The organism is Novosphingobium olei, assembly GCF_037076535.1.
Lineage (GTDB): Bacteria > Pseudomonadota > Alphaproteobacteria > Sphingomonadales > Sphingomonadaceae > Novosphingobium > Novosphingobium olei.
In genome coordinates this window covers 2,504,779-2,530,635 of record NZ_AP029021.1, presented here as the reverse complement: position 1 = coordinate 2,530,635, position 25,857 = coordinate 2,504,779, and the positions used below count along the sequence as shown (strand labels likewise).

At 63.7% G+C, this 25,857-nt stretch carries 22 protein-coding genes; 1 reads left to right on the top strand and 21 read right to left on the bottom strand.

Annotated elements, in window-relative coordinates:
* Positions 1–81: 81 nt before the first annotated feature.
* From AACH40_RS11840 to AACH40_RS11800, 9 genes are all read right to left on the bottom strand, one after another.
* On the bottom strand, positions 82–1,155 hold the full coding sequence (locus AACH40_RS11840) for a PLP-dependent cysteine synthase family protein (RefSeq protein WP_338642599.1): 1,074 nt from the start codon (positions 1,153–1,155) through the stop codon (positions 82–84).
* Positions 1,152–3,107: a S9 family peptidase gene (locus AACH40_RS11835; protein ID WP_338642598.1), complete on the bottom strand. Its 1,956-nt coding sequence runs from the start codon at positions 3,105–3,107 to the stop codon at positions 1,152–1,154. The genes AACH40_RS11840 and AACH40_RS11835 overlap by 4 nt, the downstream gene beginning before the upstream one ends.
* A complete protein-coding gene (locus AACH40_RS11830; protein WP_338642597.1) occupies positions 3,107–3,964 on the bottom strand; it encodes a hypothetical protein in 858 nt (285 codons plus the stop codon). The genes AACH40_RS11835 and AACH40_RS11830 overlap by 1 nt, the downstream gene beginning before the upstream one ends.
* Complete coding sequence (gene trxA, locus AACH40_RS11825) at positions 3,961–4,290, bottom strand: thioredoxin (RefSeq protein WP_338642596.1); 330 nt, start codon at positions 4,288–4,290, stop codon at positions 3,961–3,963. The genes AACH40_RS11830 and trxA overlap by 4 nt, the downstream gene beginning before the upstream one ends.
* Positions 4,291–4,325: 35 nt before the next feature.
* Complete coding sequence (locus AACH40_RS11820; protein ID WP_338642595.1) at positions 4,326–5,951, bottom strand: ABC transporter ATP-binding protein/permease; 1,626 nt, start codon at positions 5,949–5,951, stop codon at positions 4,326–4,328.
* 147 nt (positions 5,952–6,098) lie between these two features.
* Positions 6,099–8,216: a TonB-dependent receptor gene (locus AACH40_RS11815; protein ID WP_338642594.1), complete on the bottom strand. Its 2,118-nt coding sequence runs from the start codon at positions 8,214–8,216 to the stop codon at positions 6,099–6,101.
* A 206-nt stretch (positions 8,217–8,422) separates the two neighbouring features.
* Positions 8,423–8,791, bottom strand: a complete 369-nt coding sequence (locus AACH40_RS11810; protein WP_338642593.1) for a hypothetical protein — start codon at positions 8,789–8,791, stop codon at positions 8,423–8,425.
* A complete protein-coding gene (locus AACH40_RS11805) occupies positions 8,779–9,336 on the bottom strand; it encodes an RNA polymerase sigma factor (protein ID WP_338642592.1) in 558 nt (185 codons plus the stop codon). Before AACH40_RS11805 ends, AACH40_RS11810 begins: the two co-directional genes overlap by 13 nt.
* 31 nt (positions 9,337–9,367) lie before the next feature.
* Positions 9,368–11,386 carry a M3 family metallopeptidase gene (locus AACH40_RS11800; RefSeq protein ID WP_338642591.1) on the bottom strand — a complete coding sequence of 673 codons (2,019 nt, stop codon included), beginning with the start codon at positions 11,384–11,386 and terminating at the stop codon, positions 9,368–9,370.
* Between the two features lie 375 nt (positions 11,387–11,761).
* Here AACH40_RS11800 and AACH40_RS11795 point away from each other — a divergent pair, with 375 nt between their 5' ends.
* Positions 11,762–11,992 carry a hypothetical protein gene (locus AACH40_RS11795; RefSeq protein ID WP_338642590.1) on the top strand — a complete coding sequence of 77 codons (231 nt, stop codon included), beginning with the start codon at positions 11,762–11,764 and terminating at the stop codon, positions 11,990–11,992.
* Between the two features lie 10 nt (positions 11,993–12,002).
* Here the strand turns inward: AACH40_RS11795 and AACH40_RS11790 are convergent, their stop codons facing one another.
* From AACH40_RS11790 to AACH40_RS11735, 12 genes are read right to left on the bottom strand one after another with little or no spacing between them, the layout of a single operon-like run.
* The gene (locus AACH40_RS11790) at positions 12,003–14,705 is read right to left on the bottom strand and encodes a conjugal transfer protein TraG N-terminal domain-containing protein (RefSeq protein ID WP_338642589.1); all 2,703 of its coding nucleotides are present in this window, start codon (positions 14,703–14,705) and stop codon (positions 12,003–12,005) included.
* 33 nt (positions 14,706–14,738) lie between these two features.
* Positions 14,739–16,175, bottom strand: a complete 1,437-nt coding sequence (locus AACH40_RS11785) for a conjugal transfer protein TraH (protein ID WP_338642588.1) — start codon at positions 16,173–16,175, stop codon at positions 14,739–14,741.
* Between the two features lies 1 nt (position 16,176).
* Positions 16,177–17,028, bottom strand: coding sequence for a conjugal transfer protein TraF (locus AACH40_RS11780; protein ID WP_338642587.1), 852 nt, complete (start codon positions 17,026–17,028; stop codon positions 16,177–16,179).
* Positions 17,009–18,736, bottom strand: coding sequence for a conjugal transfer protein TraN (locus tag AACH40_RS11775; RefSeq protein WP_338642586.1), 1,728 nt, complete (start codon positions 18,734–18,736; stop codon positions 17,009–17,011). Before AACH40_RS11775 ends, AACH40_RS11780 begins: the two co-directional genes overlap by 20 nt.
* Positions 18,733–19,497 (bottom strand): type-F conjugative transfer system pilin assembly protein TrbC, encoded by a 765-nt coding sequence (gene trbC / locus AACH40_RS11770; protein ID WP_338642585.1) that lies wholly within the window; start codon positions 19,495–19,497, stop codon positions 18,733–18,735. Before trbC ends, AACH40_RS11775 begins: the two co-directional genes overlap by 4 nt.
* Positions 19,494–20,522, bottom strand: coding sequence for a conjugal transfer pilus assembly protein TraU (gene traU, locus AACH40_RS11765; RefSeq protein ID WP_066653680.1), 1,029 nt, complete (start codon positions 20,520–20,522; stop codon positions 19,494–19,496). Before traU ends, trbC begins: the two co-directional genes overlap by 4 nt.
* Entirely contained in the window at positions 20,519–21,103 is a 585-nt protein-coding gene (gene traW / locus AACH40_RS11760; RefSeq protein ID WP_338642584.1) for a type-F conjugative transfer system protein TraW, read from the bottom strand. Before traW ends, traU begins: the two co-directional genes overlap by 4 nt.
* A gap of 59 nt (positions 21,104–21,162) precedes the next feature.
* Positions 21,163–21,687, bottom strand: a complete 525-nt coding sequence (locus tag AACH40_RS11755) for a S26 family signal peptidase (protein ID WP_338642583.1) — start codon at positions 21,685–21,687, stop codon at positions 21,163–21,165.
* A complete protein-coding gene (locus AACH40_RS11750; protein WP_338642582.1) occupies positions 21,674–22,081 on the bottom strand; it encodes a type-F conjugative transfer system protein TrbI in 408 nt (135 codons plus the stop codon). Before AACH40_RS11750 ends, AACH40_RS11755 begins: the two co-directional genes overlap by 14 nt.
* On the bottom strand, positions 22,078–22,470 hold the full coding sequence (locus AACH40_RS11745) for a hypothetical protein (RefSeq protein WP_338642581.1): 393 nt from the start codon (positions 22,468–22,470) through the stop codon (positions 22,078–22,080). Before AACH40_RS11745 ends, AACH40_RS11750 begins: the two co-directional genes overlap by 4 nt.
* A gap of 29 nt (positions 22,471–22,499) precedes the next feature.
* Positions 22,500–25,043, bottom strand: coding sequence for a type IV secretion system protein TraC (gene traC / locus AACH40_RS11740; RefSeq protein WP_338642580.1), 2,544 nt, complete (start codon positions 25,041–25,043; stop codon positions 22,500–22,502).
* Positions 25,043–25,855, bottom strand: coding sequence for a conjugal transfer protein TraV (locus AACH40_RS11735; protein WP_338642579.1), 813 nt, complete (start codon positions 25,853–25,855; stop codon positions 25,043–25,045). The genes traC and AACH40_RS11735 overlap by 1 nt, the downstream gene beginning before the upstream one ends.
* Between the last annotated feature and the right edge of the window lie 2 nt (positions 25,856–25,857).

Here is a 25,857-nt window from a genome sequence, read left to right as displayed (position 1 = left end):
TTCAAAGAAATCCGTCAAAGTAATGTTTGCCCGCGGCTTTGCTGGCATCACACTACACCGCATCGTGGCTGGTTTGCAGGCCTAGACCAAGCGGCCGGACGCGAAAAAGTGCCCGATCTGCGCCTCGGCCTGCGGGTCGGCCAAGCCTTGCGCTTCGAGCCAATCCTCGTTGTAGTAGGTTGAGGCGTAGCGCTCACCGCCATCGCACAAGATGGATACGATCGAGCCCGCTTGCCCTTGCGCGGCCATTTCCGTGGCAAGTCTGGCCACGGCGACCATGTTGGTTCCGGTCGATGCGCCCACGCGTTTGCCCAGATGCGCCGAGAGCGTCCGTGCAGCCGCAATCGAGACGCTGTCGGCCACCACTTCCATCCGGTCGATCACGTCAGGAATGAAGCTGGGTTCCACCCGCGGGCGGCCGATCCCCTCTATCCGGCATGGCAGGCCACATGCCTTTTCGATCGTCCGGTCGGCCCAGTGACGGTGAAACACCGATCCTGCCGGATCGGCAACGCAGATACGTGTGGCATGGCGATTGTAACGGACATAGCGGCCCAGCGTCGCAGACGTTCCGCCCGTGCCCGCGCCTGCCACGATCCACGATGGCACGGGTGAGGGCTCGCGCGCCATCTGGGCGAAAATGCTCTCTGCGATGTTGTTGTTGCCGCGCCAGTCGGTGGCGCGCTCGGCATAGGTGAACTGGTCCATGTAATGCCCGCCGAGTTCCGCCGCGAGCCGGGCGGCCTCCCCATAGACCAGTCCACCATCGGCCACCTTGTGGCAGCGCCCGCCTCGCCATTCGATGGCCGTGATCTTTTCGGTGGCGGTGCCCGCTGGAATAACCGCGATGAACGGCAGACCAAGCATTCGTGCAAAATAGGCTTCGGAGACGGCGGTCGACCCGGACGAAGCCTCGACGATGGTCTGTCCCTCGCTGATCCAGCCGTTGCACAAAGCGTAGAGGAAAAGCGACCTGGCCAGGCGATGCTTGAGGCTACCAGTGGGGTGGCTGCTCTCGTCCTTGAGATATATCGCGATGTCCGGCAGCGCAGGGACCGGCACCGGGATGAGATGTGTGTCAGCGCTGCGGGTAAAATCCGCCTCGATCCGTCCAATGGCCCAATTGGCCCAGTCCCGGCCTTCCATCTTCGTCATGCCAACCCGGTAATTGCGCGGTGGAGCTCCGTCAGCCAGTCTTCGCCCTCGACCAGTTGCATCGTCGTACCTGCCACTTCTTCGCGCACGGGCGGCTGGCATGTGCCGCCCAGATGATGCGCGAGGAAGGCCTCGGCCACGGTCTTGAAAGCGATGTCGTTGGCCGGGCGGGCAAAGCCGTGGCCTTCGTCGGGGAACAGCAGATAGTTCACCGGAATGCCATTGGCCTGCATCGCGGCCGCCATCTGATCGGCTTCCTGCTTGAGCACGCGCGGATCGTTGGCTCCTTGCGCGATCAGCAGCGGGCGGCGGATCCTTGCCGCATGGTGGATGGGCGAACGCGCGGTCAGCTGGGCGCGGCCTTCCTCCGTGCGGGGATCGCCGATACTGGCATAAAGATGCAGCCGAGCGTCCTCCCAGTAGGGCGGGATTTCATCGATCAGCGTCTGCAGGTTGGCGGGACCGACAATGTCGATGCCGCAGACGAACCGCTCGGGCCGCTGGGTGAGCGCGGAAAGCACGGCATAGCCGCCATAGCTTGCCCCCATGATCGCCATGCGCGCCGGATCGATGAACCCGCGCGCGATTGCCCACTCCAGTGCATCTTCAAGGTCATCATCCATCCGGGCGCCCCATTCATTGGCGCCGGCGCGCATGAACGCCTTGCCAAGACCCGTGGAGCTGCGGAAATTGACCTGAAGCACGGCATAGCCGCGATTGGCGAGCCACTGCGCTTCGGGGTTGTAGCCGAAGCCGTCGCGGGCCCAAGGGCCGCCATGGACCAGAAGGACCGCGGGAAGTGGAGCGATCACGCCTTGCTCCAGCGATCCAGTGCCTGCGGGCAGGGTGAGATAGCTGACCAGATTCAGCCCGTCGCGGCTCGGAATCACCACTGGCGCCATCGGGGCCAGCGCCTTGCCGGTCAGTTCGGGGCGCACTTCATAAAGCTGGCGCACCGTCATCTCCTGCCGGTCGAGCAGCCAGCTCGATCCGGCGAGGAGATCGCTGCTCGCGCCGATCGTCCAGTAGCGGTCATCGTCGGTGCGGCTGGTGATCGTCCAGTTGCCAAGCTCCGCGTGGTCCAGCAGGTCGATGGTCGGACGGATCGCCTCGTCCAGCACGTGCCGCTCGGTCAGGGCATACGTCACAGTATAGGCCAGCGGATGCCAGGTCTCGAGATCGGCAATCGTCCCGCTGATATCGGCGCGATCATCGCTGGCGATCAGGCGCGATGTTCCCGACGCAAGGTCAAAGGCAAACAGCGCCGCCGTGTCGCGGCCCCGGCTGTCGTAGTAGAACAGCGTCTCGCCCGCCGCATCGAGACCTGAAGGCCCGGAGGTTCGCGCATCCTCTTCCGGGAAGACCATCAGCGGCTCCCACGCCTCGCCGCTGCCTGCCAGTACCGCCGAGCCGCCGTCGGGCTGCATGGCGAGAGCAAATCGGGGCACGAACTGCTCATCGGTCAGAAAATGGGCAAAGCCAGGGTTTTCGATGACCAGCGTGGCCGCACCGGTGGCAAGATCGACCACATGCAGATCGGAATACCGCGGATCGCGCGCATTGGCGCTTACCAGAACTTCACCAGGACGCTTGCGGCTGAGACCAGCAATGCCGCATTGCGCGCCTGGCCAGGGCGTTAGGTCGCGAGTTTCGCCGGTCGTGATATCGGCGGCGAAGACATGCCAGTTCTCGTCGCCATGGCTGTCCTGCAGGTAGAGCACAGTGCGGCCATCGCGGGCGAAGGAAAACCCGGTTATGCCCCGCCGGTTGTCGCGGGTCACGGGGTGGGGCCTATCGATCGCCTTGAAGGGTGCAACCCAGATATTGGCGACGCCATCGATCGGAGCGATCCAACCGAACCATCCGCCGCAAGGGCTGATCTGCAGGCCGAAGCGCGCCGGATAACCAAACAGGCTGGCGCGCGGGATCAGGTTGCTGGCTGCAGTGGTCATCAGAACGTTTCGGCCAGATTGGCGAGGCGGTCGGCCCAGGTCTTTGCCAGTTCCCCAACGCTGCGGCCCTGCAACTCGATCTGCGCACGGAATCGGGCCTCAAGCACCGGCTCGCGCGCGCTGAGAAGGGCGGGATAGTTCGGGTTCTCCTCGCCGCGCGCCAGGGCTTCGGCCTGTATTGCTTGAAATGCCTCGTCAATCTTCTGCTGGTCTGCTGTACTCCAGCCGGAGTCCTCGACGGCAAAGCTGCTGGCCAGTAGCAGCAATGTTGCCATCCCGTCAGAGAGCGCGCTGCGTGAGCGCGCGAGTGGCCATGCCGTACGTTCGATGAAATCGAGCACACCGCTCACCTTGCCGCTCCTTGTCTCGGCGAGGTCCATCGCGTCGGTGCGCAACGCGCTCCACACAGCGCGTGGCACCTCGCGCTCTTCGGCAACATCAGCCTGCGTCCCGCGCGAACGGTCGAGCAAGATCACCACATCGGGATCGGCCTTGGCGGCGCGCGCCATGGCCGGATCGTCGTGCATGGCCACGAGAAACTGCGCTGCGGCCAGATCCAGCCGAGCACCGGGCCGCGTTGCGGTAAAGAAGCGGATCAGAAACGCGTTGCGCTGTTCAGGCGTGTTGGAAAGGTACAGCGCCAGCAGATCGACCAGGCCACCCACGGCCGCCGGAATGCCCGTAAAGGCTTCGAAACTGCGCAGATCCGCGTCCTGAGCAACGACGGCAGCGGGGCTTCCGTTGGGGGCATCCCAGACGCCGGTATCAATCAGAACGCGGTCTGCCGCCAGCGCCTCGTCGAGGCGGGCCAGCACGGCGGCCTTGCGCTCCGCCGTCGCCAGATAGGCTTCGCTCATGCCAGATGACCTTCGACGAAGGCGGTCAGCCGCGCGCGCGATTGGGCTCCAAGCAAGCGCCCTTTCTCCTCGCCGCCCTGCATGACCATGAGCAACGGGATCGACTGTACGCCAAAGCGCGCCGCCGTTTCGGGGTTGGCCACAATATCGATTTTGACCACGCGCAGTTCGTCGACGAAGTCTTCGGCGAGATCTGCAAGTGTTGGCGCCAGCGCCTTGCAAGGGCCGCACCAGTCGGCCCAGAAGTCGAGCAGGACAGGGCGATTGTCTGCCGCCAGCACGGCATCGAAATCGGCATCGGTGGCATTGGTGATGAGATTGCTCATGGGTGTCCTTCCCGTCGTCGGGTGCGGTGGCAGTTTCAGGAGCGCAGCGTGGCGGGTCGGGCAATGCCGTCCGCGAGGTGCAGCAGGTGAGTGTGATATGCTTCCAGCTTATCGTCATGGACGACGCTGATCATGGTGATATTCGGCAGCGTTTCCAGCACAGTATCATAGGCAAGCGCGGCATTGCCTGCGTCCAGCGCGCTGGTTGCCTCGTCCATAACTAGCAAGGCCGGGCGGCGCAGGAGGACGCGCACGAAGGCGAGACGCTGCTGTTCGCCGGGCGAAAGCACGTCGGTCCAGGGCGCAACCTCGTCCAACCGGCCTTCCAGATGTCCAAGATTGAAGCGGCCGAGCGCTGCCTTGAGGTCCGAGCTGGCAAAGTCATCCGCGGTAGCCGGAAAAGCCATTGCCGCGCGCAGCGAACCGATGGGAAAATAGGCCCGCTGCGGCAGAAACATCATGCCCGCCTGCGGCAGATGCGCGATCTGGCCGGTAGCATCAGGCCAGAGCCCGGCGATCACGCGCAGCAGCGTGCTCTTGCCCGCGCCGGACGGTCCGCGCACGACCCAGCGCTCGCCGGTCTCGACCCGCCATTCCGGCACGGCGACCAGCGGTTGGCCTGACGGCAGCCGGACGGCCAGATCGCGGGCAAGGAGAGCCGGCTCAGTGCATTCGCTGATCTCCAGATCCGCGGTATCATCTGAAGGCGGCAGGGCCAGCGCGGCATCGAATGCGCGCAGACGGCGGATGATCGCGATCTGGGTGGCGATGCTGCCATAGGATTGCATGAACCAGCTCAGCGCGCCGCTCATCTGGTTGAAGGCGTTGCGGCCCTGCATCACATCGCCGATGGTCATTCGCCCGGCGAAATAGCGCGGCAGCATGAGCAGGATCGGAGTCATCGGGGTGAGCTGGCTGATCAGGCCCTGCACCACGCCCAGATTAGTGGTTGCGAGGATCAGCCCGTGCATGTTGCGGCGTAAAGTGGCGAACCGCGCCGCCAGATTGCTCAGCTCGACCGGTTCGGCGCGCGTAAAAGCGATCTGCTCGGCGTTTCGGCGCACATGGATCAGTTCAAAGCGGTAGTCCGCTTCATAGTGTTGCTGGCGCATGGTGCGTGTCACGATCGGGCGGCCAACAAAGACCACCAGCACTGAAGTGCCCACGGCATAGAGGAAGCCCCAGATCACCATGTCTCCGGGCAGCACGAAGGTCTGGCCGAACAGGCTCAGCCGGACCGGGGCGGAAAGCGTCATCAGCAGCGCCGAGAACTGCACGAGGCTGACCACCGCGAACGTGAAACCCGTGACGAGCCCCAGAATCCCGCGCGGCAGCAGATCGAGATCCTCGGCAATGCGCTGGTCGGGGTTGTCGAGGCTGCCGCCTCGCTCGATGCGATAATAACGCCGCCAGGCCATCCAGCGCCGACTATAGTCTTCATTCAACCATGCCCGCCAGCGCAGTGCCAGCGTGGAGGACAAATAGCTCGTGGCAAAGCCGGCCACGGCAAAGGCGGAGACGATCCCGGCAAAGCGAAACAGGTTCCCGGCCAGATCGCCCTGCCGGGTCTGAAGCATATCGAAGAAAGCCTTCTCCCATTCGGCCATCCACAGACCCAGTGTTGCCGTGCCGAACTGCAAGGCCAGCAGCACGATCAGCATCGCCCAGGCCACCGGCCAGTCGCGGCCGGTCCAGAAGCCCCCCAGCAGGCGGAGCGCGTGGCTCCACCTGCCAGAGTCGGCGCCCGGCAATGGCCCGGCTTGTGATGCGGATGCTTCGGGTCTCAAGAAATCGTTCCTCTAGAAGGGTCAGAAGAAGCTGTAGGTCGCCGTCAGCGTAAACGTGCGCGGCGCGCCAAGGGGGATGTAGTTCACGGTTGGCGAAAGGCTGTAAAGCTGCCGATCAAACAGGTTCTTCACGCCCAGATTCAGCTTCAGGTCCCCCAGCTTGTAGTGGATGTTGGCATCCACCGACGTTTGCGCGCCGAGGAAGACAGGTGCCCGGTTATTGAAGATGCCGGTGATTTCAAACGTATCGGGATCGAACGTCGGGAATGCACTGCCGACCGTTCCGGCTACGCTGCGCGAGAAGCCATAGACACCGATCGAGGCGCCCAGGCTCTTGAGCGGACCCTTCTGCACTTCATAGGCCGTGAACACGCTGTAGCGTGTCTTGGGCTGCGCCACGACAAAATCGGTGCGCTCAAGCGGATCGGGATTGGTGTACTTGTAGCTGGCCTGGCTGAAGGTTGCTGCAACGGTCCAGCCTGGCAGGATCTGTCCATTGATATCGGCCTCGAAGCCTTCGGCGATCAACCCGTCAAGCACCTGATAGAATGGCGGTGCCAGGGTGCCATTGACGATGTTGTTCTGCTTGTTGCGATAGTAGGAGGCAACAATCGCCAGCTTGCGGTCGAACAGGTCCAGCTTGATCCCGCCTTCGATATTGCGGGTGCGCTGCGGCTTGGGAATGAAGCCGTCAAACTGGGCGAAATTGGGCGAATAACCGCTGAGGAAGTTGCCATAGACCGACAGACCACCGACCACATCGACCACCGCACCGAAGCTGAAGGTGTTGGCGGTCTGGCGATCATCGTTGGTGAAGGCAAATTGCAGCGATGCCGAGTTCAGATGGTAGCGGTTGCGCCGATACCCGGCATAGACGTGGAAGCGGTCGAATTCGGCCAGATCCTGCGCATAGAAGCCGTTCTGGACGATCGTTGCAATATTGCTCGGCGTTCCAGCAACTTCGGGAAGAGGAATGCCCGCGAGACCCGCCTTGCGGTCTGTGAACGGTCCGTAAAACGCATTGGCACCGGTCAGCGACAGTGAACGGTCGCGCGAGTAGTTGTAGCCGATTGTGAGCGCGTGAGACACCGGACCGGTCTTGAAGTTGAACCGGGCATAGGCATCAAGCGCGTCATTGCGAGACTGGGTGCCCTGCGAAAGCGGCGTGTAGTAGACGCCCGAGGGATCGGTAAACAGGGGCTGCAGGAGCCGGATGTTAACATTGCCGTTGCCATGTTCGCCGCGTGCCACCAGCGTCAGCCAAGGGGCCGCCTTGTGTTCGGCATTGAAGTAGTAGCGCTGCGAACTGGCCGCGATGCCTTGGCCACGCGGGCCGAGCGGGTTTTCGGGATTGGCCGCGATTTGGCCGAAACCGGGTGCAGCAGGATCGACGATCTGCGTATCGACCACATATGAGTAGGGTGCCAACGGGTTGAAGTTTTCCGAAAGGCTCGCACCCAGAATGACGTCGGTCTTGGCGTCCTTGAAGCGCAGCGACGGCGCGAAGAAATGTTCGTTCCGCCCGGCATAGCCCCCGAAGTTGCGATCTGCATCCAGCCAGCGGCCAACAATTCGTGCGCTGACATGTTTGTCGGCGGTCAGCGCGTTGGAAGCGTCAACCCCGATCGCCCATGTATCGAAGCTGCCATACTCGCCTGTGACATCGAGGATCGGATCCGCGCTCGGACGCTTGGTGACCAGATTGACCGTGCCACCAAGGCTGCCGGCACCGGAGAGAATGGCTGACGGTCCTTTCAGCACTTCAATGCGTTCAAGGTTGTCGACCGGCTGCACGGCGATAAGGGAACCGGACAGGCCATTGCTGAGCCCGGTAGCGCCGAAGCCGCGCACCGATATGCTCGGCACGCCCTGAACGTTGCCGAAGCTGGCGGTGGTTCCGCTGACATTGCGCAATGCCTCGGTGACCGACTGGACCTGCTGCTCCTTGAGCAAAGCGCTGGTGACCACCGTGGTGGATTGGGGCAGCGTGCGCAGTCCCTTGCCGGTGCGATCCGATGAGGCGGCCTTGTCCACCTTGAGGTTTGTTTCGGCCTCGTCGCGCTTGGCCGTCACGACGATTTCGGCGGTCGGCGTGGCCGATGGCTGCGTTGTTTCTTCTGCATGTCCGGCTGTCGGCATGGCACAGACGCCCACGATTAATCCCAGTGCCGAGGCACCCCGCAAAAGCTCAACAAGACGCAAATTCCCCATCGTACCGCCCTTCCTGATCGGTCATGGCCACAGCGAGCCACGCCAGTTGATCACGGCATGACGCACCGCAGCTGCGGATGCTCAGCAAGAAATTTGCAATATTTGGTGGAAACGCCGTCGCCTGGCAGCGGACTTCAACCGGCGAACCGAAGGAACCCTGCAACTGTCGCAACGATGAAGAGGCCCAGAAGAGCCACCCCGGCCAGCCATAGCCAATGGATCGGCTGACGAAACCGCTTCCAGCGCTGCTGACTTGCCCGGCCATAGGCCTGCAAAGCCTCCGCCCGGAGTTCAGCGATTTCCGGTTGCAGCCCCTGGTTTTCCAGATCCCACCATGAGACCAGGGCGTTCTGGAACAGCCGCTGGTGCGCAGGATCTTCTTCGAACCAACGGATCAATTCAGTCTCACTGGCCTCGTCCAGGCGTCCCTCGACATGGAGGATCATAAAGTCGACCGCGATTTCGGCAGCCGATCGGCCTTCCTGCAATTTCAGCTGTGCCATTGGTCGTTTTCCTTCAGGGCAATGATGGCCCGCATGGCATTGGCAATGTGTTTCTCAACCGCGCTGACCGAAATGCCGAAGGCATCGGCGATGTCGCGGCGCGGCATGCCTTCCAGCCGGTAGAGCACAAAGATGACCCGTGTACGCTCGGGCAAGGACCGCAGCGCTCCTGCCACATTGGCGAGGTTCTGCCGCCCGGCCAGAATGCGTTCCGGATCACGCCGATCCACGTCCCAGCGATCGGAATCGGCGAGGATCGCCTCGCGATAGGAAGCGCGCACCGCATCGCGGCGCGCCCTGTCGCGCAGCAGATTGGCTGCGATCGTGAACACGTAGGAATCGGGGCGTTCCATCTGCCCTTCAGGCATATCGCAGACCCGTACGATCACTTCCTGCGCCAGTTCCTCGGCTTCGGCTCCATTGCCGATCCGGCGGCGAAAGAAGGCGCAAAGCGCACCGCGATAGCGGGCATCCAGTTCTTCCGTCCAGAAGCCGGGCAAAGAGGATGTTCGTTGCTGCATCATACCTCTAGGACGCGGGGCCAAGCTGAATGCTCAGCCCACCGTGTCCGATTTCTTACGCGGCAATGCCCCAGCTTGCCAGCAGCGGCGCGTTCTCCGGTTCGCGTCCGCGGAAGGCGATGAAATTGTAGATTGCGGCGCGCGATCCGCCTTTGGCGAGCACCTCATCGCGGAAGCGTGCGCCCAGCATCGCGCGGTCCGCGTCCGGTTCCTCGAACGCGCCATAAGCATCGGCGGACAGCCGCTCGGCCCAGAGGTAGGAATAATAGCCTGCCGCATAGCCGCCCGCGAAGATGTGGCTGAAGGCATGGCCGAAGCGGTGCCAATCGGGATAGGCGATCACCGCCACTTCGGCGCGCACCGCTGCGAGCACGGCTTGCGGATCAGGCGCATTCCCGCCGCCTGCCGCGCGGTGCAGCCGCAGGTCATAGAGCGCAAACTCGATCTGGCGCAGCAAGGCCATGGCGGCGAGGAAGGTCCTGGCCCCCAGCATCCGGGCGATCAGCGCGTCGGACAGCGGCTCGCCTGTTTCCTCGTGCGCGGAAGCCGCCTTCAGCGTGGCAGGCTCCCAGGCGAAGTTTTCGAGGAACTGGCTGGGCAGTTCCACCGCATCCCATTCCACGCCGGAAATCCCCGCCACGCTCGGCACGTCGACCGGGCTCAGCAGGTGATGGAGGCAATGGCCCATCTCGTGGAACAGCGTCACCATATCGGCATGGGTGATCGTGGCGGTCTGGCCCGGCGGAGCGGGCGCGAAGTTGCAGATCAGATAGGCGACCGGCCACACCGCCCCGCCCTCTGCATGCGGGCGGCAGACATCCATCCACGCACCGCCGCGCTTGCCTTCGCGCGCGAAGAAATCGGCATAAAGAGCCGCGACCGGCTGTTCGCTCCCAGTGCGGTGCAGCGTGAAATGGCGCACATCCGCGTGCCAGACGGGCGCGGTGCCCTCGCGGAACTCCACGCCGAACAGTTCGCCCACCAGCATGAAAAGCGCAGACAGCACGCGATCCAGCGGCAAGTGGCGCCGGATTTGTGCGCTGTCGATCGCATGCAGCGCCAGGCGCATCCGTTCGCTGACAAAGCCGATGTCCCACGGCTCCAGATCCGACAGGCCCAGTTCCTGCGCAGCAAACGCCCGCAAGCTCGCCATATCCTGCTCCGCCTGCGGGCGCGCTGCCCGGGCAAGACCGGTGAGAAAGCTCTCCACCTCCTCGCCATCGCGCGCCATCTTGCTGGCAAGCGAGACGGCGACGGGGTCGTCATGCCCGAGCATAAGCGCCGCATGGCCACGCAGCGCGAGCAACTCGCGCATCCGCTCCGAGTTGTCGAACTGGCCGGCCAGCGGCCCCTGATCCGAAGCGCGTGTGTTGAAGGCGGCATAGACCTCGCGCCGCAGGTCCCGGTCGTGCGCGTGGGTCAGCACCGCCATGACGCTGGGCGCATGGAGGCTGATCCGCCAGCCCGCGTTTCCTGCCTGCCGCGCCGCTTCGGCCATGCTCTGGCGGTCGGCCTCGGGAATGCCGTCCAGCCGCGCCTCGTCGGCAATATCGAGCGTCCAGCCTTGCGTTGCGTCGAGCACGGCATTTGAAAACTCGGTCGAAAGCCGGCTCCGCGTCATCACATTGTCGGTAAACCGCGCAGCGGTCTCGCCATCGAGCGCGACGCCGGAAAGCTCGAACGCCTGCAAGGCCAGCTGCACCGCGCGGCGGCTGGCGCTATCGAGTGCTCCGGGATCAATCGCCGCCATCGCCTGATAGAGCGCCTTGTCCTGCCCAACCGCGCTCATATGCGCATCGATGATCGGCTGCGCCTCGGCATGCGCTGCGCGCAGTTCAGGCGAATTGGCCACCGCGAGCAAATGCCCCACCACCCCCCACACCCTGCCAAGCGCCACATCGGCAAGGTCCTTGGCGACAAGCAGGGATGGATCTCCTGCTACAGCTGCACATTGGCGCATGGCTTCGGCATGGGCCGCTACGGCGGACGTGACCGCAGGTACAACATGCTCGGGCCGGATTGCGGCATATTCAGGCAGATCCGTCGGGGCGAGTAGGGGATTGGCTTCAGTCATAATCAGTTCCGACAACAAAGGGCTGTGCTTAGGCGGAGGACGCGCCATCTAGCGCAAAACTCACTTTCAAGCGAAAATCACTAAGGCCTGTGGACATTTAGGGGATTCCCTTTTTTTGCGAGATCGGATTCAAGACTGGCGAAGGGAGAGCTGGATTGGATCGACACGGATTGACCGATGAGCAGTGGGAGAAGGTTGACCCAATCGACGCCTCGGCCGTCTTCCAGAACTGTACGCTTCAGTGCTCTTGCCGGATTAAGGCACCGATACGTGACGGCGTGGACCGAATTGGAGGAGAGGCTGCGCACTCCCGGCTGCGGAGCATGTTTTGCTGGTTACCGGCCTCGTTTCTGCTATGTTCCAAGGAGCGGCGAGATGAATGCGATCATGAGCAAATTTGACATCGATACTGGTAACCGACCTGCATCCCGGAATTGGGAAGGGCTCTCGGAGCTTGATCAGGCGCTCCGCGAGAATCGTCTGATGGAGTATCGGATCAAGAAGTCATGGGCCGACCCATGGGGACGAAAGCTGACGATAATTGGCGTCATCGTTATAGGCGCAGTTTTCGGGTTTCTTGCTGGAGCGTCCTTCGGCCTGTGGTGACTGTTGCAGGTCACCACTCCTTCACATCATCCGCTGCCTCGGCGCTGGCACCTTGTGCTCCCTTGGTGATGGCGTCCAGACGTGCCCTAGAGCCGGCAATCTTCTGGCGACCGGACGCCTGAGCCCTTTGCACCTCTTCACGGAGATCGCCGGCACCCACACGTGGTACGGAACTGGAATTCCCGCCGCCGGTCTGTGCTCGACCGCGCACGGATCCAGCGCTTGAAATGGCCGGTCGGGATACGGGCAGTCCGGTGGCGAGTACGAGGCGATCGTCGATCCCGTCGCGAAGCTGCTCAGCATAACTTTCAACGAACTTTGCCTGCAATGCCTGTCCTTCCGCACTGAGCTGGAAAGTGACGTCGTCGAACCGAGCGTTGCCATAATAGTCACGGTTGCTTTCGATCTCGGCGAGACCCCATTCTCGATAGGTTTGTGACAGATTGAGATTGCCTGCAGCGCTGTTGCCCTCAAAGAACGACGCTTGGCTCTCAAGACGATTGGCAAGCTCCTCGGCTCGGCGAGCCTCGATAGTGAAGCTCTGCGCTTCCGTCAGAGAGGCATTCATGCCGCTTGCGGTTGTCGAGATCGACGAGCTGCTCGAGGTGCTCACTGAGCGAACGAACCCATCGCGGGTGCTCGACCAATTGCGGCTGTCAGACATCTGGGACAGGCTCCCAAAGATCCGGGAACGGTCTTCGGATGCGATGCCGATGTCGCTGTCGGTCCATGTACGTGTCCCGCCGCCCTTCGCTCCGATGCTTCCAGACAGCACGCCATTTGAAATTCCGGCCTTTGCCCCGGCTTCGCCGCCGAGGAACCAGGCCGTAGAGATGTCATCGGCTGCTCTGCGCGATAGCCCGAATTGCCGCTGCAGACTGGTCGATGCCTGATCGACCTCGCTTAATGCGGTCTGGATGCTGTCGGAGTTCGAGGTGCCGGTCGCGCTCTCGAAGGATGCGCCGCGGCTGAACTGGTCCCTGAGCTCGCGGAACTTCGTGACGGCGCTGGTCGTCGATTCCGTGGCCACATTGGCATAGGTCTCGCTGTTGGCGCGGGCCTGCGATGCCATCGTCGAAAGGCGCGCCGTGAACTCCTGGCCCAGCGTCGGCGTGAAGGGATAGCTGGAGGTTGGGATCTGGTCGTAGCTGCCATCCGGGAAGCTCGTAGTCATCGAGCCGGTGTCGCTGAAGGTTCGCGTCTGCGGCGCGCCATAGGTGAAGCTTGGGGCAATCGTGCCTTGGGCGAACTGACGCGTGAGGACGCTCGAGTTTTCGAAGCTGGTGTTGCCGAGCGAGACATTGCCGGTGCTCGCCTCTCGGGCCGCTTCTTCCGCCGCGTTCTGGCTAGGGTTGAGGTAGCTCGTCGCGTGGTGCGAGATTGCCATGGCGCCCTTCGCCACACCCCCTGCCAGAAACGGGACTGAGGCGATGAGGTAGCCTGCCAGCAGACCGATATCGCTGTTCACGTCTGCCATGCCAGTGAAGCTTGCAAGGCTGAGGCCGTTGCTGCCCGTGACCGCGCTCATGTCAGCCGCACCCTTGTACATCAACATCATGTGGAGGATCACGAACAGCGGCCCCCAAGCCGCGAGATAGAAGAAGCCCGTCACATAGCCCTTGAGTGCGACAGGCCCGGTCTTGGGAAGCAGGAACAGCGGAAAAAGCACCGGGAAGAGGGCGTAGAACAACACGGTCAGCACGACGTTCAGGAGCGGGACCCACTTCATCGCGTTGCTCGCTATCGAACCATAGGTCCGCTCAGTCTGTATGTCCGCGCGGGTCTGGGCGTAGACGTCGACATTGCCCGCGCCGCTGCCGCCGGACATCGAGTGCATGGCTTGGCTCATCGCATTGATCGTCAGCGTCTGCTTGAAAATCTCGGTCGCGTTGGCCGAGACGCCGGTGAGGTACTGATAGGCCACCGGTAGATCGGCGAAGAGCTTCGCTTTGGCGAGCGCGGCCGTCTGATTGGGGTAGAGCTGACGACCGAATACCGAACCCATCGCATCGACCAGTCCCGCCCACTGCGCATTGAGCGTGTCGTAAGCCTCGCGGCAGGTTACGATGTTCGAGCTCACCTGGCCCGTGGTCGCATCGCGTGTCAGGAGCCGTTGCGCGCGAGCTTGGCTGCCCGGTGCGATCGTCGCCCAGATGTCGCCAGTCTCCGCCAGCTCCTTCATCGAGTAGCGGCCAAGCAGCACGTCGTAGAACACGCATTGCCGGAAATGCTCATCGAGATTGGCGGCGAACTCGGGATCGGAAATCCGCAAGGACCGGGTCGCATCGTAGAGCCGCGCACCGTAGATCATGCCGTTCTTTGAATAGTTGAGATCGCCAGGCAGGCCGAACACCACCTCGGCCGAGCCCGTCAGATAATCGCCGACCTGGCTGGTAAAGCTCGCCATGAGAGCCAGGCCCAGCGGCACATTGCTGACATTGGCCGGCGCAAGGCTCGGGTTGAGCCGGTCGGTCACATGGACATCGAGCCGCGGCACCATCAGGCACGAGTAGATGAGCGTTGCGCCGAGGAACCAGTTGATCCAAGCGCGCCAGTCCTGATTGAACGCCAGGGTCAGGGCGGACAGGCCAAGGCCCATCACCATGACCACCTGGAGCAGGCTTTTGTAGCCGCCGTTGCCGGTCCAGGCAGCGACTGCCTGGAAGACGTTGACCAGATAGTCGCCGCCGCCGACCGTGAAAATCTCGACCATGTCTTTTGTCCCGCCTGGATGTGGTTGGCCCGGTCAGTGGGTGAGGGCGCGGCTCTGGACGCCGCGTGACCAGTCGAGCGATGCGGCCATGCCAGGAGACATCGAGGCGGCCAGCACGTTCTCGATGAACGCGGTCTTCTCGATGATCTGCAGCACCGCATTGACCTTGAGATGCGTGTTGGCCTGCCGGTCAGCCAGCGCCTGACGCACGACATTGACCTGGTTCTGCCACATCGCAATCTTGGCTTCGTCGGCCCCGATGAAGCTCGACATCGACCGGCCCGCCTCGCTGACGATGCGGTCGAGCACGGCAAACAGCAGGTCGACACTGGCGATCTCGGCGAGGGTCTCGCGGTCGTCGGTCGGCATGCCCCGCCCATAGGCCGCCTGGACGGTCAGGATCTTGTAGAGGGGGATGGAGGCGACCTGCAGCAGCTCCTTCTGCTCTTCACTGATCGCTGTGTCGTCGCGGATCGCCTGAACCATCCCGCCAATGAGCGCCGCTACGCGTGGCCGCAGGGCTTTCGATGCCGGCAGGCTCAGCGACTTGAACCCCGGATCGAGGCACTTCTCCGTCTCGTCGCAGTCGAAGATCAGGACATTGCCGTTCGTGGTGCCATCCAGCAGCGAGGTCACAAGCGTCGACGAGGCTTCGCCGACGATCGGCACGAACTTGCCCGGCTCATCGTCCTTGGGCGGCACGTAGATGATCGTACCCAGCAGCGTCATGGCATATTCGGCGAGCTCTTCGTCGAAGCGGCCTCCGGGCGAAAAGAACGCCGACTTCTTGAGGATCGTCCAGGTGTAGTTTCGCGGCACGCCCGGATTGACGTCGTCGTACTTGCCCGACCCTTGCGCGGTCGTGCTCGAACGCTGCCCCTTGGTGCCGCAGCCGTGTTTGGCTGCGGCATAATCGGTGAAGATGCCTTCGGAGTTGCCGATGGCTTCGCAAACAGCCTTGTCGGCAAGGTCGCCATTCGGCCAGATCCCGCCCACCAGACCCTGCGCCATTTCGCAGGAGTTGATGTTGAGGTTGTTCATGAGCTGAGCCTTCTGGCTGAACTCCTGCATGATCTTCGAGCATTCCGGGCAGACCGTGTCGATCGCCAGGCTGAAGGCAAAACCGACAGCGTTGTTCGCGACTGCCTTCAGCATCGCGACGATCTCGCTCGCGTTGATGAAGCTGAAGGACCCGGCAAAGATGTCGATGCCGCCGCAACCGGCGCGGGCGCGCGGCAGCTGTAGATTGGCGATGTTGGTGGTCTTCTGCGGGAACCGCGTCCAGACATTGCCGAGGCTGTAATAGCCGGCAGATTGCCCCTGGAACGCGGTCGGTCCGTTGACGTTGGCAGCGCCCCCGACGTCGTTCAGAAACGAGTCCATCGAACTGCCGACGTCGGCCGATGCGCCAGACAGAGGGAGGGCGAAGGGGAGGGCGGCTGCAAGAAGCGCAGCGACGGCTCTTTTCATCCTAGTAGTCACGTCCAGCTTCCTTCGATGTGAGGAGGTAAATCCGGTCCTGAAGCTCGTCGGCGCTCATGACGCCGTAGCCGATCGGAATGGGGCGGCCGGTCCGCGCGTCCCAGAGCACGACCGCTGGCGTGATCTTGGGCTCGAGCCCCATGCGGCTGCGCTGGTTGGTCTCGACCGTGTAGTTCGGGAAATGCCGCGACGGGCCGCCATCGGTCGAAATCGCGCGCACCGCGATATGCCAGGTCGAGGCAACGCTCTGCACGATCGGCGACATGACTTCGCAAGCGCCGCAGCTCTGGGCGAAGAAGTAGAAGAGCCCGTAACGCTCGGAAAGCTGGGCCATCGCGGCGTTCCGTTCCGCGCTTCGCGAATCCTGCCACTGGCGCTTGCCAAGCGTCGAGACCGGGCGCTGCAGCGTGTAGTCGAGCTCGGGATCCTGCCAGATCGCCCGCTGCCAGACGTCGCTGAAGAGCGATGCCCGGTCGAGCTGGGCGCGCTGGAACCGAATATAGGCCGTCACATTTGCTGGCGTCGGCTCGAGGATCGCCTTGGCCTTCAGTTCGCGCAACGTCGCCGTGATCGCGTCAAGTTGGCTGGTCGCGCTGGACGTAGGTGCTGGCGAGGGCGAATTCTGGTCCGGCGTCTTGGGCCGCTCGCAGTAAAACCAGTATCCGAGCCGCCGCTCCTCGCAGTAGAAGCTATCCCGGCGCTCGGCCGATTGTGCGCTGGGCGGCGCGTCGGTCCGGCTTGTGGCCGACTGGGCGGTCGCCGGAGAAAACTGAAAAACGGAATTGGCAATCGCGCAGGCGGCAAGCAGCCGCCACGCGACCTTACTGGCGGGCGCGGGCATAGTAGGCCTCGATCTTCTGTTGGATGTCTTGAGTTGCCTGCAGCTCGTCAGGCAGGCGGGCGGCGTCGGTAAACTCGGCGTAGACCTCGCTGAAGTCCATTTTCGAGAGGTCGAGCCGGGCAAACTCGTCGATGGTGAAGCCTTGGCATTGCTCGGTCTTCGGCTTGCCCCAGGGCTTGTTCAGCTGCTGGCGGCCTTGCTCCTGCAGGATCCGCGAGAGCTTGGATTCAAAGCAGCAGTAGACCTTGCGCTTGGTCAGGCACACGCCAAGGAAGGAGGACGAGCAATAAGTGCCGACGTAGGCGCACAGACCCTGCGCATCCTTCTGATGCAGCAGCATCTCCTCGCGGCTGCAGCCCAGCGCCACGAGCAGCTGGATGCCGGGGATAAGCGGGAAACCCTTGCCTTTGCAGCAGTTGAGCACGCCGAAAACCTTGGACGAGCAGCTTTCTCGGGTCCCCTTGAACAGAGTGAGGTTGTCCGGATCGAATTCGCGGCGCGCCTGGTTCATCGCGTTCAAGGCGACGGCCGCATCCTTGAACTCGTCGTTGGCCTCGCGCTGGATGGTCTCGCACGAGCCATCGATGCAGTAGACATCACCGTCGCAGATGAACTGGTTGGTGTTCGCAGGCTGGTCTGGAACCGGGCAATCATAGACCCGCTCCCAGGTGCGGCAGGGCTCGCCCGCGAGGCAGTCTTCGCGCACCAGCTTGCAGCCCGGAGTGGCTTCAAGTGTCTGACAGTCCTGTGCCTCGGTGAACTGCGCGCAGCTGTAACTGCGGCTCCATGCCCAGCAAGGCTGCGTCACGGCGATGCCATCGACGATGCGGGTCACGGGATCGCTGTCCGTGCACGTCTCGGTGTCCTGCTGGCACGAGGTATCAGCCGCAAGACCAGCACACTGGCTTTCATCGCGCGTGGTCGTGACGACGTTCTCGCCTGTCACCGTGTAGGGCGTCGCGCCATCGACCGGCGCCGTGCAACTGACGAGATCGACCCTGAGATCGCCCGAGTTACAGCCCCAGTAGATCCCGAAATAAGGATCGCACAGGTTGATCGGATAGGACTGCGTGACCGTGCATTGCGGCGCGGGGTAGCGGTTGCAGTTGTAGACCGAAGCCGGATCGACCCCGCTGCCGCCTACGCAATAGTAGCCGTAGACCTGCCGCTGCTCGACACGCGCGGTCAACGTCACGGGGCAGGTCCGCGTTTCCTGTGTCGCCGTGTAGCCGACGTTGCAGGTCGCCATGTAGCGTGCTGCGGTTCCGCTGGCCGGCGGCAACGGCACGCAGCGCCCCTGTGTGCCGCCGATGGCCATCCCGCTCGTATAGACGAGCGGGTCATCGCTGATCACATTGCTGCGCGCGATCGTTGCATCGAGATCCTGAGGCGCAAACCGGGCCCGCCGGTCCATGGAGTCCCGCATGGCCTTGTAGCCGGTATTGGTCGTGGCCTGGCTTGCCGCTTCGCGGCTCATCCGGTCTGGATCATCGAAATAGCCCGACTGACTTGGTGTGCCGCCAAAATTGGGAATGCGGCTGGCATCCGGGTTCGTCGTCGCCGCGCTTTGCGCCGAGGCCGCCTTGTCTCGCCCGAACGCCTTGCCGTCTGCCTTGGCAGCATCGGTTGTGGTCTGGGCGTGAAGCGGTCCGGCGAGGGTGAGCAGGAGCGCGCACACGCCAGTGAGAGAGAGGACTGGTCGTTTCATGGATCCTGCCTTTCAAGACGGGCGAGGTGCTGGGCCGCGAGCAAAGCGCCGGGGCCGCCGCCGTGCGCGAAGGTCTCAAGGGCGTAGGCTGCGCTGACATTGCCGCTCATCCGGTCGTGGGGCGGGACCTGCGTCCGACAATCGAACCCGTCGCACAGATCGAAGTCGCTGCTGGTGACGACGTAGGTGGGCACGGTCTCGATCCCGAAAGCACGGAAGAGCCGCGGGTCGATACCGACGCCGTCCAGCTGCTCGCCGGGCTTTGCGATTTTTGCCAATGCGTCCGTCAGAGCCTTGGCGCTGTTGCGAGGCAGACCGCGCAAGGCGACGATGCCGCCGGCCTTGGCCACGTCGTCGATCATCGCCCGCAGCGCCGCTGGCGGCATCGAGAGCGAAGCAAAGGCGATGAACCTTGGCGCCTCGCCCATGCCTTCGCTGGTCATGGTGCCGGCGTCGGCCACCATCCGGTCAAAGTCGAAGGTGCTGGCCGGATCATGCTTAGCACTGGCGGCAGCCTCACGGGTGAAGCGGCGAGCGTGCGCCTCGGCCTCGCTGGCGCTTGTCCTGGCATCTCGCGCCAGCGCCTCGGCCCTTGCGCGAGCATTGGCAGAGAGCGCGTCGGCATCACTGGCGCCAGCGCTGGCGCGTGCCCGGATGGCCGCCACATCAAGGTCCGGTTCGGCCGTCTGCGCCGACGCGCCAGCCAAAGCGGCAAGGCTCGAAAGCGAGGCGATCACAATGAGATGAGGAATGGTTTTCATAGTGCGCAGCAGTTCCGCTTGCGCCAGACCAGATAGCCCATGTCCTCGCCAATGGCGGGATAGACCTGGCCTGCCGACATGAAGGTGGTGGAGGCACCAATGGGCGCGCAGGCGTAGCGGCCCTTGGTCTGCGGATTGGGATTGGTGGCCTGGAAGCGGTACTGCTGCTTGCGCATCACCGGCATCAGGTACTTGCCGCAAAGCCCTTTGCTGCCCATCGTCCCCCAAGCGACGAGCTCGCGGTGGAGCTTGTAGGAGAATCGGGCGAGCGCGAGTCGCGATGCCTGCACATGGCCGATCGTTGCCGAGACATTGCCGTTGAGCGGATACATCGTGCCCTGGCAGCCCGCGCACCAGAACAGCTCATCGGTCGGCAGCTTGGCCGTTGCCGCCACGCAGTCGGCCGCGCAGGCTGCAAGCGCCAGCGGATTGGCGAACAGGACCGCCTCGGGGTTGATGATCGCGGTGAGTTCGCTGTCCTGCCAAAGCGGATCGATTTCGGTGATGTAGAGGATGTCGATCGAGCCGGACTCGAGGCACAGGAAGTCGGCAACGATCTCCATCCAGTAGATCAGCGGATAGGCATACCAGTGGACATGCCACTGCGAGTTGTACTGGGTATTGCCGCCAACTGCAGATGGCCCCGCCATCGACTTGAAGCCGATGTCGAACCCAGGATCGAGCTTCATCCCGCCCAGATTGACGAAGCACCAAGGCTTCATGCTGACGTCGGCAAGCCGGACCGGCTCCCAGAACCCCATGGCGATACCGGGCCGCAGCCCGCACAGGCACACCGGCAGAGCGGGGTTGTTGGTGTCGGGCCGACTTGACGGCCAGATCTTCAGGCCTCCGATCGAAATCGGGAAAAGGCACGACCAGCAGATGTCCGTGATCGGATTGACGAACTTGCCGGTGCAGCGGCCGGGACCGGCCGCAGCCTGGGCAGGCGCGCTGGAGATGACGCTCAGGCTGGTGAGCAGAAGTGCTCCGCAAAGCCATGACAAAAGACGATGTTTTCTGCTCATGATGGCGCCCGCTCTTCGGGGGTGACCGGCTGTTCGGTGATGAGAAGCGCGCGGCCCTGCTGCTCGACGGTTGCGGGCACCGCGCGAATGCCGAAGTGCTTCACCAGCGTGCCGCCCTGATCGAAGTAGAAGCGCCGCTGGCGGGCTTTCATGAGTTCGAGCGGCGCGCCGGCCACGAGGATGAGCTTGGCCTTTGTGCTGGCATAGCGACGGATCGCCCAGGCGAGCTGTGCCGGGTCGTCGCCATCGAGGAAGACGAGGGGAGCCCGCAGCGGCACGGTATCGAGCGGATTGACGCGCGTGCCTGCGGCGATGATGACCCGGCCCTTATCGTCAGCAATGTCGCGCTCGACGGTGATCGTCGGATCGAAACGCCAGCTGCGCAGCGCCGAGGCGAGGGCGATACCCGCGACTGGCTCAGGCCGGTTGACCCGGGCGATCGTCCGCCGCTTCAGCTCCTCATTGAGACGGGCGGTCTCGCCGGTCTTCTCGAGCTGCGTAAGCCTGGCATGGATCTGCTGGAGCAGGTCCGGTTCGACCACTGGCCAGACCGTGCCGTGCTGGCCGTAGTCGCGAGCCATTGCTTGGGGTGCTATGGCGAGCGCAAGCGCGGTGGCGCAAACGGGCAAGGTGAGCAGCCTCACAGGATCGGCCTCCCGACCCCGAGAATGCGTGGGCCGCAAATCCAACCGATTGCGGCGTAGCGGCTGTCGAAACCGTCCTTGTGTTCGCTTGTGACGAAATAGCAGCCTTGCGGAACGCGGCCCGTCGGGCCGAGCGCGAGGGGTTCACCAAGGCGGCTCGTGAGCTTGGCCTTGGCGACAGCCTGCCCATTGACGAAGTAGGTGCGGTTTTGCTCGGTGACGATGTCGCCCGGCAAGCCGCTCACCCGCTTACCGAACGGCTTCGGCTCCGCCCCGAAATGCTTCACCAGCAACGACGACGCAGGCGGATCGAAAAGGATGATATCCCCGCGGTGCACGGTCACCCCGCGCGTCACCCAGAGGGCCCAGTAGGGCAGGCTGGGGCTCACGTTGATCATGAGCGCGTGGCCCTGAGCGAAGGCGGCGAGCGAGGAGAGTGCCAGCGCCCCGGCGCCAAGCCCGCCCCAAAGCACGAGACGACGCGCGGACGCAGAGCGGATCAGGCGATCAGCGGGCAGCATCGGGAATGGCTCCCATCCGGCGCACAACATCGGCGCGCACAGATTGCGTCAGGTCCGGCGTGCTCCCGGCCACCACGGCTTCGGCAACGAGGACCGTCCGGCCCTCGCGGCCAAGCTGCTGCACCGAGGCTTCCACAGCCTTGAGGTAGGCCTGGACGCGCATCTTCGTTTCTTCCGGCGGACGACCAGCTCGTGCTTCGGCCTCGATGAAGTCGCCCATGATCCGGCTCAGCTGGACCGTCACGACCTCGCGCTTCTCCAGGGCGAGCAGCTTGTCGGTCGTCCAGACGCCCCACAGGACCTGGCCGATCATGCCGACGCCGAGCACGACAGCGATGAGATTGATCGATGCCAGCCGCCTGCGAAGGTCTGATGTTGCCAGAATGTTCTTCACAGCTTTTCTCCCGAGAGTTCGCGGTCGAGATCACGGATGAAGCGCGGCATGCGCCACACGACGACGAGCGTGGCGAGACCGATCAGCACCAACTTGCACTGGTCGAGGAAGGTCACGCGCCGTGCGAGATCGGCCGCCAGGAAGCGGTCACCGAGATTGGCGACATGGGCGAAGAAGGCATCGGGATTGCCACCCGATAGAAGCAGGAAGAAGAGCAGCGGCAGGCCCAGGGCCATCAGATAGGACGAGCCCAGAAACAGACTACCGCGCAGCACGATGTAGCAGCCATCGGCGATGCGCGAGCGCCAGGTCGGCACCGGCGGGAATAGGGGCTGTTCGTCTTCGGGCGCATCGGGCCGGTCGAAAGGGGTGACGAGATGGAGAGGCATGGAAATAGGGATCCTTTGATCTGGGGATGTCAGCGATTGGCGAAGGCGATGCGCTCGATGGCATCGGCGAGCTGGTGGCCGCGGGCGATCTCGGCATCGATGGCGGCGAAGGTCTGGGGCGAACTCGAGAAGAGCGTTGCCGAATAGTCGTCGAGCACGAGCCGTCCGATCGCCTCGGTCTCCGGCCCCTTGATGAACACCTCGGAATAGTCGCTCCCGGAGCGCTTGAGGCTGCGGATCAGCGTCTCGGTGCGATCGTCCATGTCGAGGCGCTTGCTCGCCTTGAAATCGGCGATCGTCTCCGGCTTCTGCTGAAGGATCAGCATCCAGTCGCTATTCTCCAGCGCTGCCGTCGCCCCGTCGGACTTGTAGTAATCGTTGAGCGACTGTGTGGCGGTCGCGAGGGCGCCGCCATATTTCCGGCAGGTGCGAGCATAGGTTTCGACGAACTCACCCATCGAGCCGCCCTTCAGCATCGACCATGCTTCATCGATCAGCAGCAGCTTGCGCAGCGACCTGTCCTTGCGCGTCATCGCCTGGCTGGTCATGAACATGATCGCGGAGAGCACCACGCTGCGTAGATCCTCGCGGCTCGCGAGGTCGGACATCTCGAAGACGGTGAAGTCTGCATCGAGGTCGAGACTGGCCTGGCCTTCGAAGAAGGCGCCGTAGGTTCCGCCAGCCATGTAGGGGGCAAGCGCAGTCGCAATGTCTGCGGCCGTGTCATGGCCGAGACTGGCCAGCATCTCGCCGACGGTGGTGACCGTCGCAGCCGCGCCATGTTCCGTCCAGACCATGTTAACTGCCCGATCGATCAGCCCGCGCTCGGTATCGGTCAGCTTCGCGCTGTGGCGGGCCATTTGCCCGACGATCGCCTTGATCATCCCGAAGCAGTCGAGGCGATAATCCTCGTCCTCGGCGGCGCGGCTCGCGTCGATCATCGAGAAGGGGTTGAGGCAGAAGCCCGCCTTCATCGTGAACTCGACAAAACGGCCGCCTTGCAGTTTGACTGAATGCTCGAAGCTGCGGCCATCGTCGATCACGACCACCTGCGCGCCGGCGCCGCGCAGCGCGGCGCACATCTCCTGGAGCAGCACCGACTTGCCGGATCCCGACTTGCCGCAGATCGCGACGTTGTGGTTGCCGGCCTCGTTCTCGAACGGCGACCAGAAGAAGGGCTGGCCGCGCCGCCCGACGAATAGCAGGTGGGGGTGGGCGCTGCCGAGATATTCACCCTGCATGGGTGCGATATTGGCTGCAGTGGTCGACAGGACGGTCTTGAACCGCTTCAGCCGCTCCATGTCGGCACCGAGCCCGTCGGCGAGCGTCAGCGGCATGGCCGCGAGAAGCCCCTGGATCTGCAGATAGCGCTCGTCGGTGAGATCCCAGCCTGCAGCCTTGTAGATCGACTTGATCGCGCGCTCGTGGCGGTCGCCGGACCCAAGTGGCGAATAGGTCGTCACGCCGTAGAACACGCGCACCAGACGGCGGCCTTCCTGCAGCTCAGCCTGAACATGTTGCCACTCGGCGGCCTGTTCGCCGATCCGTGGCAGGAACCTGGCGCTGCGGGTCCCGGCGAGGCTGGTTGTCCGCATGAACTTGAAGCCGGCCTTCGCCGATGCAGCCTCCTGGTCGGGATAGACGAGACACAGCATGGTCGCGGCCGGGCAGGGGAAGCGCAGCTTGTCGGTGAACAGGTCGCCGATCAGCCGCGCGCATTCCCACGGGGCCCAGCGCGATGGCATGTTGCGTACGGCAAAATGCCGGACATCGAAGGCATCAGGATAGACGGTCCCGATCTCGGGCACGCCGTCATTGACCTTGCCAGTGGGACGGAACCGCTCGGTCATCAGCCGCATGCGATCTTCGGCCACGACCAGTTCGATGTCGTGGCGGATCGCCTGCGAGGCGATCGGATCGTTCGGGTTGTAGGGCACCGCATCATCCTGCGGCGCCGTGGTGGGCGAGGTCAGATCATCGATGACAGCGATGAGCGCTTCGGGCCCGACTTCGACCACGCCGAGGTTGAGCGACTTGAGCATCGCCACCAGCCCCTCTCGGGTCTGTTTGAGATCCTCGTTGCTGACCGCCTTCGATGTTGGCACGCCGACCGAGACGATGACCTGGTGATGCCGAGCATGAAAGGGGGCGTCCGCAGAGCCGGACTCCCAGACGAGTGAATAGAGCCGCCGCGCGCGGTGACGGGCAATCGCCTCGTACACGCCGCCCTGCATGTACCGTGGCGCAAACCACGGGGCGATGATTCTGCTGATGCGCGGGCTCGCAAGGTGGAGCACCTGCAGGCAGGCGCCCGCTGGTAAGCCTTCCGAGAAGAATTGCCCGAGGATTTCCCCGGTGCGCTCGTCCGCGCCGATCAGCGGCGTGACCGAGAGGACAAAGCCCTTCGAGCGTGCGTTGAAGTACAGGCGCGTTGCCGGATCATAGACCCTGTAGGGCAGCCAGTCGGACAGCATATCGACCATCAGCTGGGGGCGTGGCTTTTCGACGTGCTCGGCGTCACCCAGCAATCCGCTAAGCAGCCGATCAATGACGGACTTGAGTTGCTCGGCCATTACTTGGGTTCCTCGGGCTGCGGGGTGCTGGCTATCGGCTGTTCACCGGCCCTGGCTGCGGGGCGGATCGCAGCTTTCGCGGCTTCAATCGCCGCGGCGCTGGGGAACACGGGAGCGCTGTGCCCCGCCTCTGGCCGAGGGGTCCGATCACGCGGGGGAGGCGGCGTGTCGAACCCCTCGACCGCCGGTGCTTTGGCACCGGCAACGGCCTCGCGCGCCGTGGAGGGGAGGACCAGCGGCGAGGCATCTGAAACTGCATTTTCGGGACTGGGGGCATCAGTGCCCGGGGTCTCCAGGGTGCTGGTCCCGTTCGTGGGCGCGGATGAAAAGGGCGACGCAAGATCGACGGTAGCATCCGAGTGTCCGTCTGCGGCTTCGTGTGCCGACGCAGCTTGAGCGGCCTTCAACTGCCGGCGGACCTGCCGCATGACGGCCCCGCTCTTGTCCTCACCCGCCTTGCGGCGGAGTTCGGTTGCCCAGCGCGGGTTGTCGATGACTGTCCAGGCGACCGCTTCATCATGGAGCGTTCCTGCCTCATCGACATGCGCTGGGAAGACGACCCGCAGGGTCCGCTCCGCCGTACGCGTGGTGTCAGCCTCCACCACGCCCGACCGGGAGCGTGTCTCGGCATGAGGCGTCGTGCCCGCCGACAGAATGTTCGTTGCCTTGGCATCGATGACGTGGGCCGGTGCGCAGTCGCCCTTGGGCGCCCTGCAGGTGAAGTCGCCTTCGACATTGGTGCCGAACGTGGCGCAGCCACTGGAGAAGCCGGCCAGGCAGGCGCAGACAAGAAGACGTGATGGAAACCGCATGG

Excerpts from the sequence above, each read along its gene's own strand:
- AACH40_RS11795 (WP_338642590.1), top strand. The coding sequence starts at position 11,762 with ATGAATGCGATCATGAGCAAATTTGACATCGATACTGGTAACCGACCT.
- AACH40_RS11835 (WP_338642598.1), bottom strand. The coding sequence starts at position 3,107 with ATGACCACTGCAGCCAGCAACCTGATCCCGCGCGCCAGCCTGTTTGGT.
- AACH40_RS11840 (WP_338642599.1), bottom strand. The coding sequence starts at position 1,155 with ATGACGAAGATGGAAGGCCGGGACTGGGCCAATTGGGCCATTGGACGG.
- AACH40_RS11755 (WP_338642583.1), bottom strand. The coding sequence starts at position 21,687 with ATGCTGCCCGCTGATCGCCTGATCCGCTCTGCGTCCGCGCGTCGTCTC.
- AACH40_RS11745 (WP_338642581.1), bottom strand. The coding sequence starts at position 22,470 with ATGCCTCTCCATCTCGTCACCCCTTTCGACCGGCCCGATGCGCCCGAA.
- traW (WP_338642584.1), bottom strand. The coding sequence starts at position 21,103 with ATGGCTCGCGACTACGGCCAGCACGGCACGGTCTGGCCAGTGGTCGAA.
- AACH40_RS11785 (WP_338642588.1), bottom strand. The coding sequence starts at position 16,175 with ATGAAAAGAGCCGTCGCTGCGCTTCTTGCAGCCGCCCTCCCCTTCGCC.
- AACH40_RS11735 (WP_338642579.1), bottom strand. The coding sequence starts at position 25,855 with ATGCGGTTTCCATCACGTCTTCTTGTCTGCGCCTGCCTGGCCGGCTTC.
- traU (WP_066653680.1), bottom strand. The coding sequence starts at position 20,522 with ATGAGCAGAAAACATCGTCTTTTGTCATGGCTTTGCGGAGCACTTCTG.
- AACH40_RS11790 (WP_338642589.1), bottom strand. The coding sequence starts at position 14,705 with ATGGTCGAGATTTTCACGGTCGGCGGCGGCGACTATCTGGTCAACGTC.
- trbC (WP_338642585.1), bottom strand. The coding sequence starts at position 19,497 with ATGAAAACCATTCCTCATCTCATTGTGATCGCCTCGCTTTCGAGCCTT.
- AACH40_RS11780 (WP_338642587.1), bottom strand. The coding sequence starts at position 17,028 with ATGCCCGCGCCCGCCAGTAAGGTCGCGTGGCGGCTGCTTGCCGCCTGC.
- AACH40_RS11830 (WP_338642597.1), bottom strand. The coding sequence starts at position 3,964 with ATGAGCGAAGCCTATCTGGCGACGGCGGAGCGCAAGGCCGCCGTGCTG.
- trxA (WP_338642596.1), bottom strand. The coding sequence starts at position 4,290 with ATGAGCAATCTCATCACCAATGCCACCGATGCCGATTTCGATGCCGTG.
- AACH40_RS11800 (WP_338642591.1), bottom strand. The coding sequence starts at position 11,386 with ATGACTGAAGCCAATCCCCTACTCGCCCCGACGGATCTGCCTGAATAT.
- AACH40_RS11775 (WP_338642586.1), bottom strand. The coding sequence starts at position 18,736 with ATGAAACGACCAGTCCTCTCTCTCACTGGCGTGTGCGCGCTCCTGCTC.
- AACH40_RS11815 (WP_338642594.1), bottom strand. The coding sequence starts at position 8,216 with ATGCCGACAGCCGGACATGCAGAAGAAACAACGCAGCCATCGGCCACG.
- AACH40_RS11810 (WP_338642593.1), bottom strand. The coding sequence starts at position 8,791 with ATGGCACAGCTGAAATTGCAGGAAGGCCGATCGGCTGCCGAAATCGCG.
- traC (WP_338642580.1), bottom strand. The coding sequence starts at position 25,043 with ATGGCCGAGCAACTCAAGTCCGTCATTGATCGGCTGCTTAGCGGATTG.
- AACH40_RS11820 (WP_338642595.1), bottom strand. The coding sequence starts at position 5,951 with ATGCTGATCGTGCTGCTGGCCTTGCAGTTCGGCACGGCAACACTGGGT.